Genomic DNA, 14766 nt, shown 5'->3' on the forward strand with positions numbered 1-14766 from the left:
CTGCCTAGGTTAGTTATCACTGTCGAAGGCGCTTTGCTTAGCAGCCAACTGGCGCTCCAGTTCGGCCTGACGGCGCGTACCCGGATTGTAGTCCCAGCCCGGATCAATCCCCTCCGGCACCATATCTTCTTCACCGGTACGCTTGTTAACCCACTTCACCCGTTTGACGGGCGGCGCTTCGGTGCGGACCGGTACAGTCTGTCGGACAACGTGACCGGTAGGCTGGCCGCTGTCGTCGAGCTGCTGCACGTTGCGCGGGACGCCATTTTTCTGTAGCTGATCGTACTCGTATTTGCTGACCTGGCGAACCCCGCATTTACAGCCCCAGCCGTTGGGGCAGAAATGGGTCAGCCAGAACGGGTCATCCACCGGCAGGCAAAGGTTCGCCCATTTCAGGTGCTCGGCGCGGTGCTCGCGTGACGGGCCCAGCGTATAGAGCAGATAGGGCATCGCGCGCTTAGTGCGCTGGATGCGGTCCCACTGACCGGCGCTGCGGGCAGTGCGCATGTTGGTATCGTAGATAGTGCGCAGACGACGATCGCTGCCGAGCTGTACCGGCTTCGTCTCACCTGTCAGCGGGTCATCCATCAGCTGCTGACCCCACCATCCACGCTTCACCAGCAGGGGCTTCAGCACCTCACGGAACTCGGAGAACGACTGGCCGCTGGCCATTGCGTCTTCGACCAATGCTTTGACGTCAGAGAGCAGGTCGAGCTGCGTCATCTTCGCCACGGTGAAACCGATGCTGTGCTCCTGCCGCCACACATCACGGTAATCGAAGCCCGGCGCCAGCTTTTTCGACTTCAGCCAGGCCAGCGCCTCTTTGGGGATAATATCGGGGGCCTTAGCCATCGTTCGCATCTCCCAGCGTCCGCGCCTTAAAGCTCAGCATCGCCAGTTGCTCGACGAACGCGGCTGGCTCCAGCGTCTTCTGTAGGTCCGGCAGACGTGCCAGAAATTCTTCGAAACTGCCTGCGTCTTTCGCCAGCTGCAGCACCGGACTGGTGAACGCATCGCCGGTCTGCTCCCAGTCCTTCAGCGCCTCGCTGGCCATCACGTCAATCTCATCGTCCTGCGAACGGTTAAGCGCCAGTTGCTCACGGTTTAACGCCGGTGCGGCACTGAAGGCAGAGAAGCTGTTAGAGGGTGAGAGCACCGCCGCGCCGTTCTCCGGTTCGGCCAGACCGAACCTGTCCCGCACCTCCGATTCCTGCACCCGCAGACCACGATCGACCAGGGGGATAAGCGCATCGACAAAGGCTTTGAGGTCCTCCGGCTCGCTGATGGCCAGCTTCACACGCGGGTACTTTTCCTGCGGCCCATAGTTGAACTGGATAAACGGGCGTACCAGAAACTCATTGAGGGTGTTTTCCAACTGGCGGGCATCCCAGCGGGCGATATCCATGCGCACCCGGTCATGCACGTCGGCCTGAGACCGCGAGCTACCGTCATCGGTAGTCATAGTCTGACCAAGCACCGCCTTGCTGGTCTGGGCGTCGCACCACTCGGCCATCTCTTTGAAGAGTGCGCCGCCTCCGTTACGGCTGGCAGTTTCCTGCATTTCCAGTTGCATACTTTGGGGGATGGCGCAGCCTGCATCAGATGCAATGGAGGCGATCGCATCGATGAGGGTCCTAATCTGCTCATCGGAGGCATTATTACCGTACTTACCAACGACGATGGGAATACCAAACTTCTCGGCAAACGCCCACCAGTCACGCACGGTGAAGGACTTGAGCATATACATCACCGCCACCAGACGGGCCAGACCATTTCGCAGGGGCAAACCAGACTTCAGCCGGGGATAATGCAGCACATATTTTCCCGGCGTCAGGGGAATACCGTCCACCGGCTGTTCGTCAGTCAACAAACGGAACTCGCGCAGTGTGTCGCTGTCGGGTTTCAGGAACCGCGGGTCAACCCACTCATAATCACGCGGCATCCAACCATCACGGGTACTCCACAGAATTTCGCAGACCCCAACACCTTTACCGAGGCCATCGAGCAGATCAAATAACAGCTCCGGGATTTGCGGCTGCTCAACAAGATCGCGAACAGCATCAGCCAGCAATACGTCATGCTCATCGTCGCTGGCCGCCTCTACTGCAGGAGGGATACCGGCCACGGTCAGCTTGCGGGTACGCAGTACGCTTGCGTAGTGTAGGTCACGCTCTTCCATCTCTTCCGCAAGGATGAAGTAGTCCCGTGCGTTTCCCTCGGTCACATTGCGCAGGACCCCGGCTAATCTCGCCGGGGATAAGGTGCTCGCCACGCTGATGCCCGCAGAGGGCGACCTGACGCTGGCGCGTCTGGCCCGCGCTTCGGGCTGGGTCATATCGGTTTCATTAACGGAGACGGTTTCATCGGTTGCCGGGTTAAGCAGGCGTCGGATCGCACCGGAGAGTTTCTTCAGCATCAAAGCAGTCCTCGCTGATTTTTAAGGCCACGTGTGATGCGCAACTGGCGGCGACTGTCGCTGTTGCGCTGCTGTTGGGGTTTGTTAAGCCGGTGCAGTTCGTAGCGCTGGCAGTCTTCTTTGCTGGCGAGAAAGGCAAGGAAGATCGCATACGCGCTGTCGCCGTGACGCTTGTGGCCATCGCTGCCGGTATTCTCCCGGTCATCAATTCCAGGCACCCCGCGCTGAACGACAATCTGCCCGAGGTCGCTGATGACATCTTCATGCTTCGGCAGGACCAGCTCATCGTCTTCGAACGCAGCCTTGAAGCGCGGCATGTTCTCGCGGTAGTGGGCGACGGAAGGCATGACCACCTCCACCTCTGCGCCGTACTTCTCCGCCGCCTGTTCGGCCAGGTAGTTACCGTTCCCACGGCCATCGAGTTTGATACCGTCGCGGCGCGGTAGCCTGTCGCAGATAAAGAACAGCGCCTGCTCCTGCTGCTTGTAGGGAACGTTGGCCAACTCGACAAGGAACGGTACGGTACGCGTGGTGTCGTCGTTGACGGTCATCGGCGCAAAGACCGTCAGGTGACCCGACCGCGCGAAGTCCTCGCCGAGACAGTGGCGGAGGTTCTGCGGCAGCGTGTTCAGCACAGGCAGCACCACCTTATCCAGCCACTCCTGCATATCCAGTGCGCGGATGATTTCCGGCATGGCATTGAATTCTGCCGTGCCGGTGAAACGCAGAACGGGACCGGAGCCCCGCGCGGCACGCTCGCGGATGGAGCGGGCCAGATAGGTGCCGCCGCCGTTCTTCGGCTCGCAGTAGTATTCCTCGCGGGCGTCTTCTTCAGTGGCGGTATCGCTCAGCAGATTCGCCAGCCACTCCGCTTCGGCATCGGGTGACCACGGCTTTTTCGTCACCTGGCAGATACGACGATACAACCCCTCGCTGATGGCCAGCGCAATATCAATACGGTGAACGGAGTACCGTTTTTTGCCCGCACGGCTGTCGGTGATGATGGTATTGAACAGGTTTTCAATGCCGTTATGGGTGGAGATCAAGCGGACCTTAGAGCCCCACATGGTCAGCGCCAGCGCCGCTTTCAGTACGGCAGCGAGGTCTTTCTGGAATGCTGCTTCATCGATGATGACGTTACCCTGCATACCGCGCAGGTTTGAGGGGTTGGACGACAGCGCCTTGATTTTGAAGCCGCTGGCAAAGTTGATGACGTAAACCAGTATGTCCTTGTCGTCATCCTCCAGCGCTTCCTCGCCAATCGCTGAGGCCGCGAGATTGTACGCCTTCGCCCACATGGCGCAGGCGTCGATAAACTCACGCGCCATGTCTTTGGTGGTGCCGACATAGAAGGTGTCGGTTCCCCCGGCTTCCGGTGACATTGACCCGCTGAGAGCCGCCTCGGCGGCTTCCGCCCACGTCAGGCCGGTACGACGGGATTTCTCGGCAATCTTGAGCTGGGACGTGTCCGCAATCCACCGGCGCTGATACGGCAGCAGCACCTGATCCGCGTCGAACTCGCCCGCCAGAATGGCGCTGGCGGACTGATTGCGTAACTGTTCCTGCGATGACAATGGTCCGGCCATCATACGATCCCCAGAATCTGGCGACGGATATCAGCGGCGGTTTCCGCAGACAGCCCGGCACTTTTGGTGATTGTCTCCGCCTGCGCGGCGGCTTCTTCGGCGAAGGCCTGGCGGATCTCTTTCTCGCGTTTGTGGCTGGCCATCGCGGCGGCTTCCAGACGCTGAGCAACCAGCGCGAGCTGGCCGAGGGCCTTGGGCTCGACTGTTTCTCCGCTTTCGGCCATTGTCATGGACGTTTCAAACGCCAGCGTTTTCACAAACTCCATCAACAATTTGCCGACGTCAGACGTCGGCGCAGAACCCAGCTTTGCGGCCCAGATTTCGGCCATTTCGCGGGAGGCGCGAATTTTGGCTCCGAACTCTTCCATACGGCTGGCGTAGCGGTTCAGGCCCGTGCGGCTGAGCTTCATATCCTCCGGCAGGTTGTGGCCGTCGATGAGTTCGTTGATGGCCTCGCGAATCTCTTCCTGGGTGTGCCGTTTCTCGCGCAGCATCTGGTGCAACTGGTCGCGAACGCCATCCGGCAGCAGGTCGATTTTAGAGGGGCGACCACGGGTCGGTTTTTCAACTGCCATGTTTGCTCCTTGATGCCTTTGCCAGCTGCAGCTGGTTTTTCCGCTCTCTGGCAATGGCCCGGCCCAGCGTTTCGAATGCCCGTTTAAACTCAGGATTCTTGTTCAGAAACGTGTTGGTAAAGCTATCAGGGGAGCTGCGGTCATAAGGTTTTCCGGTCTCTTTCTCGCTGCACGGCGCGATAACCTGAGACTCAATCTCTGAGCAAACCATCACTGCGGCCAGTTGATAAAAAATACGCCGCTGTGCTTCGGTATAAGGTTTAGTTTTAGCCATCATTTATCCCCTTGCTCGGGGCTTTTTCACCCCCGGAACCGTGGCCAGACCGCTGGCGACGTCATCACCCCGGCCGGTGATTTCCGCCACATAACAGCCGGAAACATCCGTCAGGCTGACCAGCCCCTGCTCACGCAGCCACGCCAGATGCGTGCGCACGGTATCGCGGGAAACGCGATGGCCATAAGTCTGCAGGCAGGTCTGCAGAATCGACTCGTTGGCACTGTCGCCGCATTCGACAAGAGATCGCAGAATAACCAGGCGCTGGTCCTGGTCGAGAATGTCACGCATAGTCACCTCTTATTTTTCCTTCAGCTCATTTTCCAGAAGCAGATCGCTGACGTGTTTCACCTGGCGAATCGCCGGGCCCAGTTCGCGCAAATCGCCCCGCAGGTTGCTCATTTCCAGCTGCAACTGGTGAAGGTCTTTCTGGCTGGGTAGCCCCGCGATAGTGTTTTCAATGCCCTGCAGTCGGGTACGCATCAGCTCCAGTTCCTCGCGTTTGACGTAGGTTTTGGCCAGCAGGAGCTGGATAACGTTCACGGCGGACATAAACAGCGCCCAGATGATCGCCCAGTTACCCTTAATGATTTCCCAGCCCATGCTTCTCCTTATGTTCTCTGATGGTCTGACAGGTGAAGCAGGTCACTGCGTACGGCAGCGCCCGGAGTCGCTTCGCCGGAATCGCTGCGCCGCAGTCGTTACAGAACCCCTACTCATCCGGCAGCTCTTTAACGCGCTTTAAATGCTGGTTTAAGAGCCGTTCCCGTTCTTCCATTTCAAGGTCGCTGGCGCGATCAAATGCTTTGGTCATTTACCCACCATGACCTTGTGTTTGCTGGATTTGCTGTAGCGGGCGAAACCGTCCAGCGTCCTGAAACCCAGATAACCCAGCGCCGGGGTCGCCAGCATCAGCGCGATATCCCAGTCCGGTTCGGGCATGGAAAACGCGTGACCAAAGGCACCGGCTACTGCGCCAGCCTGCTGGCCCAGCGACATGATCATCACGTAAGCAATACTGCTGTAGAGGGATAAGCGGGCCATCATCGGGCGGGTCTGGCGGACATATTCATCCGTGGCGTTATCGCCGTTACGGATGGTTTCCTGCTGTTCGTGGTGCGCAGCCTGCTGATCGGCCATCTGCGCCTTGTCCCGCTCCAGCTGGAACTGCTGCAGCTGTACCTTGAGGCCCTCCAGCTGGACAAGCTGCTCGGGTGGTAGCTGCGCCAGCTTCTGCTCCAGAACACGCTGCTGGTCGGCGGGATTAATCGCACCGTTGACGGTCTCGACAATGCTGGCCACAGAGTCGGCAGCTTTCGCGGTATCGCTACCGAACCAGCCACCTACGGTGCGAACCAGAGAAGGCCCGGCCTTGAGCAGAACGGAGGCCACTGTGGAAAGGGTTATCGGGTCCATTTGAGCGGCTCCTTATGTGAAACCCACAACCAGAGAAGTAAAGCGGTCAGTCCCGCCAGCGGGTTAAACAGCAGGGTCCACGGGTCTTTTGCATGCGCGGGTGCTACGGCCAGTAACAGGAAACCTGCACCCCAGACGATCCAGGACAGTACGCCTGACCACCGGCGGGCAGAATTACCCGGCTGCAGCAGACGATACGGGAGATTACCAAGCCAGACGCTTGCACCGATTAGCAGCACACCGGCGAAGGTCAGCCTCCACACAATAAACGCCTGACGGCCAGTGAAGCTGCAGAACAGCAGAGACAATCCCACCAGAACGACCACCGTCCAGCCGGACTGAAATACACGGAGCAATGTCAGCTTCAGCCAGTCGGTATTCAACGATTTAAACATTATGTTTTTCCTTATATCGCTGGCACTGCCAGACGATGTCTCTTGTATCGACGGAGTCCCAGCCTTTGCGGTAATAACTGGCATGAGTCCCGTCGCAGCCTGTGTAGTCCTGAGGTATGGGGGGAGGACCGCCCGCAACCCGGTGAAGCACCTCCTGACGGAGGCGGTCGCGCCGCCCCGCAAGTAACGATGAGTCCCAGCCTTTACCCATGCTCAGCTCCGGGGAACCGAGACCTGACCGCCAATAACCTCCTGACAGACATTCGCCAGTAAATCCAGACGGTTAAACCAGCCATTGAGGTACTTGCCCTGAGAGGCATTGGATTTGATGATGTCGGCGTAATAGCGGGAGCGACGCAGGAAGCAGCGGGTCAGGAGCCATTCGGCATCTGCAGACGCTACTGCGGTGCGGGTTTTTGGACCGACGATGCCATCAGCGGTGACGCCGACCGCATCCTGCAGAAGCTGGATCGCTTTTTTAGCGCCATGCTGAACGGAGGAATCAAAGACAAAGAGCGAGATGCCGTCCGGCCAGTCAGAGCAATAAGCCGGATACCAGTAATCGCGGAAATAAATCTGCCCGGCCTGTTCTTCGGTCAGGTCCTTAATTCGGGTATCGGGTTTGCCGTCGCCATCTACATCGGCTTTGCCATCAGCAAGACCATCGCGTTTATCAGAAATGCCGTATTTGGTTTCGCCGCCTTTGTCGGTGGGGTCATTAACATAACCACCTTCGCGGGCGCGAATGAAAGAGAGTGCGTGTAAAAACACGGGGGAGAATGTTGTTGTCATGCCTGCACCTATGGGATTGAGTCAATCTGACAAATCCCAGTTTGCTGCAGACATAAAAAAAGCCGGATTTACCGGCTTCATTTAATGAATTTAATTATGTTGTTTTTATTCCACAGCTAAATGTTAACACCGAGTCGATAACGCGAGCAGATACATCATATGATTTCCCACCAACTTCGCCAGTAGCACGTAATACTCCTTTATCATCTTTTTCAGCGCTTAGCGCTTTTTGAAAAACAGAAAATACGGCATCAGAAGTAGCTGCAGCTTTAGTGTCTATTACCGCGCTGGCCAGTTGATTGCACTGACTTAAAGCGAAGGCCGCCTCAATTTTTGGCTCCTTTCCTTCAGTTAAAACCATTACGCCAGCCTCACCCCTCCCTAAGCTCCAGATACTCTGGAATACTGCGTAATCTTTGCGGACAGTATAGATCTGAACTCCATCAATAACGTTGCCTTTCCCCCACTCGCTACTGTTGATAACATCATGTTTATCAAATTGGCTAATGAGTTTTTCATTTACAGTGGGGTTTTTATCTTTCGAAAAAAAGTATGTGTATCCACCACCCAAAATAACTGCAAGAATTAAGATGTTTGAGAATTTCATATGTCAGTCCTTGCCAAATAAGTCCAGTTGATACTTTCGCTGCTCAAGCCGTCGCATTCGCTTGATAGCTTTATACACCGTTTTGTAGGTCACCTGGTAGCGCTCAACCAGTTCAGGGATATTATTACCCTGAAAATCACGCCAGATACGCATATCCCGGACAAGTTGCTCCAGCACCTGCCCGCGAGGGAAATAAACCTGCATTCCGCCGATTTTACTGCTGATGGCTGCGACCAGCTCAATAGAATGACGCGGATCATATCCAAACCGCTCAAGCTCCTTACGCAATAACGCGTTCAGTTCAGCCAACAACGATGGAAAGCGGGAACTCTCCATCTCATCATCGATATGGTCCAGAATACTGTCGTCCTGCACATCACCAAAGAGATCGTCACTCATTTTATCCACCTTCTGGCTGCGTCAGCATAAGCGCTGCAGATTGTGTCATAGTCCCGGCTTTCTTCGCCGGTGACCGGGTTTTCAGGGAGCCGGACACGGTGCGCCAACATAGCCTCTTTCATCCCCCGGATATGCCATTGCTTCAGGCTCTCTAGCAGGTTGTCCTCGGCGTCGGCTCGTAACCACTCAAGGCTGGATACGCCAGCACCGCCATTACGGATGCGAGTCTGGCGCTGGACAAAACGGTCGAGCGCAATATCACTACCATCCCGGATAAAACCCTCGTTAAACATCGTTTTCCATATTGCGCGGATTTTCAGGCTCACGTCAGACGGGGCAGACATGCGGCGCTTAGAACGGCGCTGAGGTTTGCTTTTGAACCCCTTAGCCTCCAGCGCCTGAATAACATTCTGCAGCTCGTTGACCGTCATATCGCTGCAACTGGTTTTGCCAGGAACTGCCGTCCCCAGCAGGGCGCGGTAAGTGTCATCGTCAAGGTGTAGATCACGCCTCGCGATATGGATTACCTTAATCATGGATGTGCGGCTCATGCTCGTACCTCCGAAGAATGGCGGTGCTGCAACACCGCCACCGTTGTTTAAATTAGTAAGGAAATGAAAATGCCAGCCAATAACAAAGAAGTTCCATTTGATATCGCAGCCTTCACTATGGCGGGGAATATACTTATTGCTCTGAACAAAAAAGGTATTCTCAGCCGGGACGAAGTCATCGATATCCTGCAACTGGCCCGCAACCAGGCACCCAGAGCCGACGAGATCCGCGAACATCACACAATCGATATCGACTGGCATCTGGATAACCTTAAAGCCACGCTGAAGGACTAATCCTCCGGGCTTTTCTTCCATAAACTGAAAACAGCAGCATACTCCCTGCCTGTAAGGATGACGGAGTCATTAAGACCAAGCTCGCGACGTACGATCTTATCGCGGGCTTTTCTGTTATGTAGTGATACCTGGTCGTCAATTAAATCCACTTCACGCTGAATAATATTCAGCATTTCCTTTACCGAGATTTTGTTTTCTATCGCCATCTCGACAATTTCTCTTATACGGACCAGGAGCCCGTTATCAATATATGCATCTTCCAGAGAGATAACTGGATACTTATTTGCTTCAGACATTTTTCACCTCCGCCTGCATACGTTCGGCATACTGTTGTTCGCGGATCATCTTCTGAGCCGCCTGCATCAGCAGACTGACGGCCATACGGGCGCGGGCGGCGGCATAGCGGTTACTGGTTTTGGTGTCGCGGTAGAGGGTCTCAGCCAGCCCCATCAGCTCGCTGGCCTCCTCCAGCAGACCCAGAACGGAGGGACCAAAGGGGCTGACTGGCTGAGATTCCCCGCCAACAATCTGCGCCAGCCGGTTCATTTTGCGATTTTTTTCATTGTCTATCATGGGGCCCATCCCGTTATGACGCAGTTGCTCAATCATGATCTCGACGTCCGCCGCTTCTTCTGCCACTTTGTCGCTGCCAGTCTTGTGATTAATAAAACGGACGCAGGAAGCGGATAATTCGCTGGCTTCCTCCGCCAGTACCAGCACCTGAGAATCGAAGCCCCACTTAGCAAACGCAGCCTCAAAAATACCTTTTGTTTTCGGATTCATAATATGCCCTTACTGGATTTCGGCGTGAGCAACCCCACGGCGCTGACGCCGGAAATTAAACAAAGTTAATTAACGAATATTCAGAGTTTGGCTAAATCCAGCGATATCTGTTTATAAGTGCCATCGTCCTGACGCTCATATAAACGCAGATACTGACTGGTTCCCGTGACCTGAATAGCATCGGCTACAGCGTCCATCGCTTCATTCCATTTGGCATCGTCAATATTCAGTGAGCGGAGCCCGAGAACCTGATTGATATCAATCCGTCCCTGTTTGTTGACACGGAAGGCATGATCGACCATTGCCATAATCTTCTCGTTAGCCCCGGCAGACCATTCATGGATACAGTCGTCAATCAGTTTTTTTGCTGCCTGAATACGCTCATCAAAGATGCGATGCTCGCCAACGGCACGAACCAGCTTATAACGGCCATCAAAGCTGACCAGCGTGACGTTACCTTTAGCACCGCCATATTCAACACCGTACTCCGCGGCTGAAAGGTCGATAAAGTCACCGATTTTCGCCATAGAGCCGAGCTTGAACTCGACCAGCGACTGACGCTGCAGGCGAGCGGCTTCAACGATGCCGAGCACCATTTCATCACGCAGTTTATCCAGTGGTTTAATCTGTGATTCAGGAACTAAATGCCCCTGCGCGTTAATCCGGTAACCTTCCGGGATGGTATTTGAATTATTCATCAAAGCCTCACTGAATTAATAGCATTCTGAAAAAACAATATTCGAAACAACCCGACGACTTAATTCCATCTTTTCGGCAATAACCGGAATGGTCAGACCCTCTTTATAAAGCTCGCGACAAAGATAAGCATCATGCTCGTCTGCTGGTTGCACAATAACCGACAGGCCCCAGCGGTTAGCCTGAGACTGGATAGCCTGACGGGTGCGGTTAAGCCTGTCGGCAATCTGCTGTGACGTCAGCTTTCCAGCATTTTCACGAACGAACTGAATTTCCTGCTTAGTCCACATACGGCGCTTTTCCATACTTACCTCCAGATAACATGACAGCCTTCAAGGGTGGCCATCCACACGGAACGGGTCCCGGTGGGGCAGCGTTCAATCAGATGATTAGCCCTGTTCACCAGTTCAGTCGGCGGACAGGTGATCTCCAGACACGGACGGCGCATCCACACCCGCATCTCCGTAACACGACTACCGCGCGCCTGCAGCCATGCCTGCGCAGCGGTGGCCATACCAACATGTTCAGCAATACGTTCAGTAATCATGGTGTTAACCCCTCAGTAACGTTGAAACATCAACATCCAGATCCAGATCACGCAGTGCTTTGCGAATGTAGCTTTCGCTGACAGCTTCACCCGCGCCGTGAGCCGTCATCGCCGCCAGCCGCAGGGAGTGGCTGAGGATACGCAGTGCGCCGGGCTTCTGTGCGATCTGCTGGAGCAAATCGCGCTCTTTTTCACCGGTGATATGCCAGGCGTCGGCAATCGCGGCCACATCGGCCTTTTTAGTTTTGTTAATAGCGACACGCTTGGCGATACGGGAGAACAGACGGGCGAACTCAACGGTACGATTGCCGCCGGTCATGTTGCTGTAAACGCGGTGGTTCCCCATCAGCACCAGCCCGACGCGGGTGGCTTCCTGCAGTAGGCGCAGCTCTTCGAGCGTTTCAGCGCCCAGATGGTCTGCTTCGTCAATGATGACAAGGCCCTGAGTGCCATCAAGACGGCGACGCAGTGCGCGGGCCAGCGGACCTTTGCGGCGCGGCGCATCATTCATCCCCAGCTCATAGGCCAGCTCGGTCAGGCATTCCAGCACGCTGGCACATGAGGGGGTGATCGTTATCATCCAGACGTTGTCGTTACTGCGACGATATTCGCGGGCGGCTTCTGACTTGCCGACGCCGGGGTTACCGCAGACCACCCCGATGCACTCCGTCAGGTGCGCATAGCGGAAGGCTGTCCAGATTTGTTTAACGGTTGGGGTCTCAATAAAGCGCGGCGGCTCCGGCAGTTCGGCGGCAGAATACTGTTTATCAACCCAGCGCTGCAGGGCTTTCTCGACGCGGTCGTTATCACCGGCGTATTTGTTGTTCATGAAGCCACTGACGACACTTGAAGACAGTCCGGTTTCACGGGCAACCTGAGCAAAAGTAAAACGGGTACCATCGACAAGGTTGCGCAGAACCTCGCGAATATCGGAAATATTCACCTCAGACATAATTCACTCCATTATTTGAAGGGTATTTAAATGGTTTTAAATCGCGGTTTTACGCTTATTTGATTCCAGCATATCCAGCGAGTTATTCAGATACTCATCCTCGCTGTATTCTTCTTCCTCCATTTCCGCCAGCGCTGCAGGTGCAGCACCACGAACGGGGCGATAGACGTTGCCGTGCAGCCATTCCTGCTCTGCCGGAGCTGGCAGGGTATGGACGTTCTCGGCCTCGGCCAGCCGGACTTTCTCCTCGCCTCGCTGGCGCATCCCTTTGATGCGTTGCTGACGTTGGTGATATTCAGCAGTGACCGGGAATGCCTGCTGTTTATTACCATCCCAGACAGCCTCACAAATAAAGGAACCATCCAGACGCCGAATAACGACCTTTGTTGCGTCGTGAATATCGTAATTAACCAGCACTTTATTACCGTGCTCGTTATTCAGCTCAGCGGAGTAATACAGGTTATTGAATAAACGGACCTCACAGCGGTTGACGGTACGCTCTATCTGCGGCATGAACATTTCGCGCAGTTCCAGCTCCGACAGCCACTCAATTTCTGTCGCTTCTTTTTCCAGCTTGTAGCGGCGGAACTGTGCCGGGGTGAAGTGCTCACCATCACCGCGAAGTGGAAGAGACTCGTGCGGGCGGTTGTTGTACCACTCGACACCGGCCTCGATGTGTTCAATGAGAGATTCCCATGAGGGCAGATCGCGCAGGGTCTGCTGTTGTTTTGCAGTCAGCTCTTTCCCTTTGTTCGCTGCATTCGTTGCGGACTGCAGCGCTTTTGTCATGCGACGAACGGTGCTGCGGTCTGCGCCGGTGCCGTAATAGGTGGCGAACTGGCGTGAAATACGCATGGCCAGCGAACGGTTAAGGCGTTCGATGATACCGCGACCCTGCGGGTTTTCCGGGATACCCAGACGGTGATCAATACCGAGGCGGGGAAGAATACCTGTCAGCTCAGCATCGAAGGTATTATTGGTCTCGCCGCCACCGTTATCGGAATAGTACAGGAACGGTTTTCCGTGGTTTTTAATGCCGTGGCGCAGAGCGTCGGCAACAGCTATCACACTTTCAGACAGCGCCAGACTCCAGCCGACAATATAGCGGCAGCTACCATCCAGGATAAATGTCACCTCAGGGGAGAAAGGGTTTCCGTGGTCAGGATGGGCGACCTTCATCTTCATGCCGTGGCCGTCACCAATCCAGACGTAATTAACCGGTAATGACTCCCAGTCACGGCGGACAAAGCCCTCATACTGACGGAACTCGCTACCAGTGATGCGGCCTTTCTGCTTAACAACAACGGGTAATTTATTCATGGCATAGCACACCTGATCGTAAGAAGGGATGGCTGCGGCCATCATCGAATCATCCTGGTAACGCTCAGCCCATTCAGCTGCAAAATCATCGTAGGCTTCCTGAATACCGCGACCATCAGGGCGACGATAAAAACTCAGGAACTCGGGCAACCATCTGATTTCTTCAGGCTTAACGACCTGACGTTTACCCGGAGCAAGCAAAAGAAGACGTTCAGCGGCAGAGCGGGTTTTATTGAAATCAGCCACCCAGCGCTTGAGTGATATTTCACTCAGCGACCGTGACGCGCCTTTTTTGGCGTTAGCCAGAGAGACGGCAGCGGCCAGTCGCTCAGGCAGTTCGCCACTCTGAGCCTGACGCACAATCTCGCGGATAGCTTTTGCCCGGCTGTATCCCGGCAGTTCTCCGAGGCGCAGCACTTCAACGACCAGAGCCATACGCGCATCGGCAGTCTTGCGCTGTGCCGCTGTCAGACCGTTCAGCTTCTGTTCCATCAGGGCCGGACACTTGCGGTACACCGCTATTTTGCTTTCATCGGCACCTTTGGTACGTGGTGTAGCCGGTGCGGTATCAGGAGCGACAGGCAGTTCTTTAGGTGAACCGTTCATCAGTTCTTTGATCTGGCGAGCACGTAGCGCTTTCTGAGCTGCCTCGGGAAGGCAGTCAATGTGATATTCAAAGGCTTTGCTTCCAGTGCGTTTACGAACAAGCTCTTCTGAGCCAGCGGAGAACCGGCAAAGCGCCTCTCTGATACCTTTTGCTGTTTTTGGCAGGCCTGGTATGCCAACTAATTCCTTAGCAACATAGAACATACTCAGACCGCCTTATTGACGTAGCTACTGGTTCTGTAACGACTTGGCCAGATTATTTCGGGGGAAACACCCAGAGCATCAGCGACGATCTGCTGATAAGGCTTACAGGGAGTACGCAACACACTCTTCAGGGAATCCTTGCTGTAACCAGCCTGAAGGGAGAGCGTCCGGAGGGACAAACCACGTTTGTGGATTTCGGCTTTTATGGTCTCGGGATGCCAGTCAGCATTCAGATCTTCATTTCGGCTCATGATTCCTCTATCCTAAAAAGTTATCCGCGCGGATAACTGCGCGGGTATCCGTATGGATAAATCATAAGAACGCAATGAACACAAGTCAACGTTCTTTTTGTT

The 14766-nt window shown here is 55.1% G+C and carries 22 protein-coding genes and 1 pseudogene; all 23 read right to left on the reverse strand.

Annotated features, from left to right (window positions below; genetic code table 11):
* Positions 1-9: 9 nt before the first annotated feature.
* Complete coding sequence (locus tag MKS11_RS12465; RefSeq protein WP_284109555.1) at positions 10-852, reverse strand: phage minor head protein; 843 nt, start codon at positions 850-852, stop codon at positions 10-12.
* Positions 845-2416, reverse strand: a complete 1572-nt coding sequence (locus MKS11_RS12470) for a DUF935 domain-containing protein (protein ID WP_064360373.1) — start codon at positions 2414-2416, stop codon at positions 845-847. The genes MKS11_RS12465 and MKS11_RS12470 overlap by 8 nt, the downstream gene beginning before the upstream one ends.
* Entirely contained in the window at positions 2416-4005 is a 1590-nt protein-coding gene (locus MKS11_RS12475) for a terminase large subunit domain-containing protein (protein ID WP_196942182.1), read from the reverse strand. Before MKS11_RS12475 ends, MKS11_RS12470 begins: the two co-directional genes overlap by 1 nt.
* Positions 4002-4577 carry a DUF3486 family protein gene (locus MKS11_RS12480; RefSeq protein ID WP_196942183.1) on the reverse strand — a complete coding sequence of 192 codons (576 nt, stop codon included), beginning with the start codon at positions 4575-4577 and terminating at the stop codon, positions 4002-4004. Before MKS11_RS12480 ends, MKS11_RS12475 begins: the two co-directional genes overlap by 4 nt.
* Entirely contained in the window at positions 4567-4854 is a 288-nt protein-coding gene (locus MKS11_RS12485; RefSeq protein WP_196942184.1) for a hypothetical protein, read from the reverse strand. The genes MKS11_RS12480 and MKS11_RS12485 overlap by 11 nt, the downstream gene beginning before the upstream one ends.
* The gene (locus tag MKS11_RS12490) at positions 4855-5142 is read right to left on the reverse strand and encodes a hypothetical protein (RefSeq protein ID WP_016807465.1); all 288 of its coding nucleotides are present in this window, start codon (positions 5140-5142) and stop codon (positions 4855-4857) included. It abuts the gene before it with no gap.
* Positions 5143-5151: 9 nt separating this feature from the next.
* Positions 5152-5454, reverse strand: coding sequence for a DUF2730 domain-containing protein (locus MKS11_RS12495; protein ID WP_019704469.1), 303 nt, complete (start codon positions 5452-5454; stop codon positions 5152-5154).
* Positions 5435-5551 (reverse strand): annotated as a pseudogene (locus MKS11_RS12500) (TraR/DksA family transcriptional regulator); the annotation flags it as partial. The gene MKS11_RS12495 and the pseudogene MKS11_RS12500, both read right to left, overlap by 20 nt.
* A gap of 110 nt (positions 5552-5661) precedes the next feature.
* Positions 5662-6267: a hypothetical protein gene (locus MKS11_RS12505; protein WP_196942185.1), complete on the reverse strand. Its 606-nt coding sequence runs from the start codon at positions 6265-6267 to the stop codon at positions 5662-5664.
* Positions 6255-6662, reverse strand: a complete 408-nt coding sequence (locus tag MKS11_RS12510) for a hypothetical protein (protein WP_284109556.1) — start codon at positions 6660-6662, stop codon at positions 6255-6257. The genes MKS11_RS12505 and MKS11_RS12510 overlap by 13 nt, the downstream gene beginning before the upstream one ends.
* The gene (locus MKS11_RS12515) at positions 6655-6873 is read right to left on the reverse strand and encodes a hypothetical protein (RefSeq protein ID WP_227633958.1); all 219 of its coding nucleotides are present in this window, start codon (positions 6871-6873) and stop codon (positions 6655-6657) included. Before MKS11_RS12515 ends, MKS11_RS12510 begins: the two co-directional genes overlap by 8 nt.
* 2 nt (positions 6874-6875) lie before the next feature.
* A complete protein-coding gene (locus tag MKS11_RS12520; RefSeq protein ID WP_196942187.1) occupies positions 6876-7454 on the reverse strand; it encodes a glycoside hydrolase family 108 protein in 579 nt (192 codons plus the stop codon).
* Positions 7455-7548: 94 nt separating this feature from the next.
* Positions 7549-8061 carry a hypothetical protein gene (locus MKS11_RS12525; RefSeq protein WP_284109557.1) on the reverse strand — a complete coding sequence of 171 codons (513 nt, stop codon included), beginning with the start codon at positions 8059-8061 and terminating at the stop codon, positions 7549-7551.
* Positions 8062-8064: 3 nt separating this feature from the next.
* The gene (locus MKS11_RS12530) at positions 8065-8460 is read right to left on the reverse strand and encodes a Mor transcription activator family protein (RefSeq protein WP_196942189.1); all 396 of its coding nucleotides are present in this window, start codon (positions 8458-8460) and stop codon (positions 8065-8067) included.
* Positions 8457-9272, reverse strand: coding sequence for a gp16 family protein (locus MKS11_RS12535; RefSeq protein ID WP_227633959.1), 816 nt, complete (start codon positions 9270-9272; stop codon positions 8457-8459). The genes MKS11_RS12530 and MKS11_RS12535 overlap by 4 nt, the downstream gene beginning before the upstream one ends.
* A gap of 29 nt (positions 9273-9301) precedes the next feature.
* Positions 9302-9601 (reverse strand): hypothetical protein, encoded by a 300-nt coding sequence (locus MKS11_RS12540; RefSeq protein WP_049083279.1) that lies wholly within the window; start codon positions 9599-9601, stop codon positions 9302-9304.
* Positions 9594-10088 carry a hypothetical protein gene (locus tag MKS11_RS12545; RefSeq protein WP_196942190.1) on the reverse strand — a complete coding sequence of 165 codons (495 nt, stop codon included), beginning with the start codon at positions 10086-10088 and terminating at the stop codon, positions 9594-9596. Before MKS11_RS12545 ends, MKS11_RS12540 begins: the two co-directional genes overlap by 8 nt.
* A gap of 80 nt (positions 10089-10168) precedes the next feature.
* Complete coding sequence (locus tag MKS11_RS12550; protein WP_087848278.1) at positions 10169-10786, reverse strand: DUF3164 family protein; 618 nt, start codon at positions 10784-10786, stop codon at positions 10169-10171.
* 15 nt (positions 10787-10801) lie between these two features.
* Positions 10802-11089 (reverse strand): HTH domain-containing protein, encoded by a 288-nt coding sequence (locus MKS11_RS12555; RefSeq protein WP_064169524.1) that lies wholly within the window; start codon positions 11087-11089, stop codon positions 10802-10804.
* 2 nt (positions 11090-11091) lie between these two features.
* On the reverse strand, positions 11092-11331 hold the full coding sequence (locus tag MKS11_RS12560; RefSeq protein WP_004114539.1) for a hypothetical protein: 240 nt from the start codon (positions 11329-11331) through the stop codon (positions 11092-11094).
* A gap of 4 nt (positions 11332-11335) precedes the next feature.
* Entirely contained in the window at positions 11336-12283 is a 948-nt protein-coding gene (locus tag MKS11_RS12565) for an AAA family ATPase (RefSeq protein ID WP_101977216.1), read from the reverse strand.
* Positions 12284-12319: 36 nt separating this feature from the next.
* Positions 12320-14413, reverse strand: a complete 2094-nt coding sequence (locus MKS11_RS12570) for a Mu transposase C-terminal domain-containing protein (protein ID WP_284109558.1) — start codon at positions 14411-14413, stop codon at positions 12320-12322.
* Positions 14414-14415: 2 nt separating this feature from the next.
* The gene (locus MKS11_RS12575) at positions 14416-14664 is read right to left on the reverse strand and encodes a helix-turn-helix domain-containing protein (RefSeq protein WP_016807483.1); all 249 of its coding nucleotides are present in this window, start codon (positions 14662-14664) and stop codon (positions 14416-14418) included.
* Positions 14665-14766: the final 102 nt, after the last annotated feature.

The sequence above is a fragment of the Klebsiella sp. K5-45 genome, assembly GCF_030128605.1.
Lineage (GTDB): Bacteria > Pseudomonadota > Gammaproteobacteria > Enterobacterales > Enterobacteriaceae > Klebsiella > Klebsiella quasipneumoniae.